The 1,589-nt window shown below is 43.4% G+C and carries 1 protein-coding gene; it reads left to right on the top strand.

Annotated features, from left to right (window positions below):
• Positions 1-1,589 (top strand): tandem-95 repeat protein (locus FLL46_RS26855; protein ID WP_142935525.1); only part of this gene is annotated, 1,589 nt, incomplete at both ends.

A 1,589-nucleotide genomic window follows, 5' to 3' on the forward strand; every position in this document is an offset into this window, starting at 1 on the left:
CCAACCCAACCAGCGATAAGCTATAGCGGCTCGCTCTATATCGGTGATACCTTCACATTCAAATATATTTCCGAGCCAGCCATTCTAGAATATACCGTCGAAAGAAATGGTGAAACTATTTACGTAGGCCCTTCAGAAAGTTTAGAGCAGGCTTTACCTGTGGGCAGACACGATTATCGGGTTAAGGCGCGCAACAGTGTTGGCACGACCGATTGGTCATCTAATTACATAACAGTGCGTGACAGGATGTCGGTTGAGTTGTCAAAAGCTACTTACAATAGTGATGACAATGTCGAGATAACATTTGGTGTAGGCGGGTTAAATGCTTCCGATACCATTTACTTTCAATTAGATGATGGTGATGTGATTTCTAAAACTGTTGGAACCCACCAGCTTGGTATGCTCAGTGGAGGTAGTCATCAGGTGAAAGCCTGGGGAGAATACACAGGGAGTGACGCACAAACGCATCAGACCAACATTGTCGTGAGAAATTTCTCTGTCAAGCATAGGCCAGTAGTTACCACACAAAGCGTTATCAGTGTCAATGAAGATGAGAGTCTGATTATCAGCCTGGATGATTTTACCGTGATTGATGCGGATAGCCTTACGAGTGACATGATATTGGCGGTCGGCGATGGAGTAAATTACTCGCGAACGGGTAACCAGATAACACCCGATGCTAACTTTAATGGGACTTTAACTGTGCCAGTCACGGTGAGCGATGGACAGGCTGTCAGTGAAACTTTTAGTGCTTCGGTGATTGTGAAATCAGTGAATGATTTACCGGTAATTAGCGAAGGAGAGCCGCTTCCGTCCATTTTAGAGGACACCAGTATTGAGATTACTTTATCCCATCTGACGATTAGTGATGTTGATAGTAGTAGCTTTACTATCAATATTCATGAAAATCCGGCTTATTCTGTTGTCGGCAATACCGTTACTCCCAATGCCAATATGAGCGGCACTGTCGTTATTTTTGTATCGGTGAGTGACGGACAAGATACGAGTAACACTCTCAGGTTGATGTTGGTCGTAAACGGCGTAAATGATAAACCAGTGATTCATTATGCTTCGCTGCCGAATTTCAATGAAGATACCAGTCTTGCTATTGATTTATCATACGTTAAGACAACCGATGCTGATAATGATGAGTTGACTTTAGCGGTTCTAGATAGCCCGAACTATTCGAGAGTGGGTAATACCATTACACCTAAAGCCGATTTCAATGGGACTTTAACTGTGGCTCTAACGGTCAGTGACGGTATCCTGACCAGTGATGTATACAATGCCTCTGTCGAGGTGATAGTTATCAATGATAAACCGGTGATTACCAGTCACACCATCCCTGCTTTTGATGAAGATTCTAGTTTGAATATTTTGACTTCTCATCTGGATATTACCGATGTTGATAGTAGCAGTTTTACTTTGTTTGTTCAGGATGGTGCTAATTATTCGAGAAACGGCAACACCATCATCCCAGATGCTAATTTTAACGGCAGCTTGATTGTGCCGGTAGTTGTCGGTGACGGCTTTGCCAACAGTGACATTTTCAATGCCACCGTCACAGTCAATGCGGTAAACGATAAGCC

Source organism: Aliikangiella coralliicola, from assembly GCF_007004725.1.
Classification (GTDB): Bacteria; Pseudomonadota; Gammaproteobacteria; order Enterobacterales; family Kangiellaceae; genus Aliikangiella; species Aliikangiella coralliicola.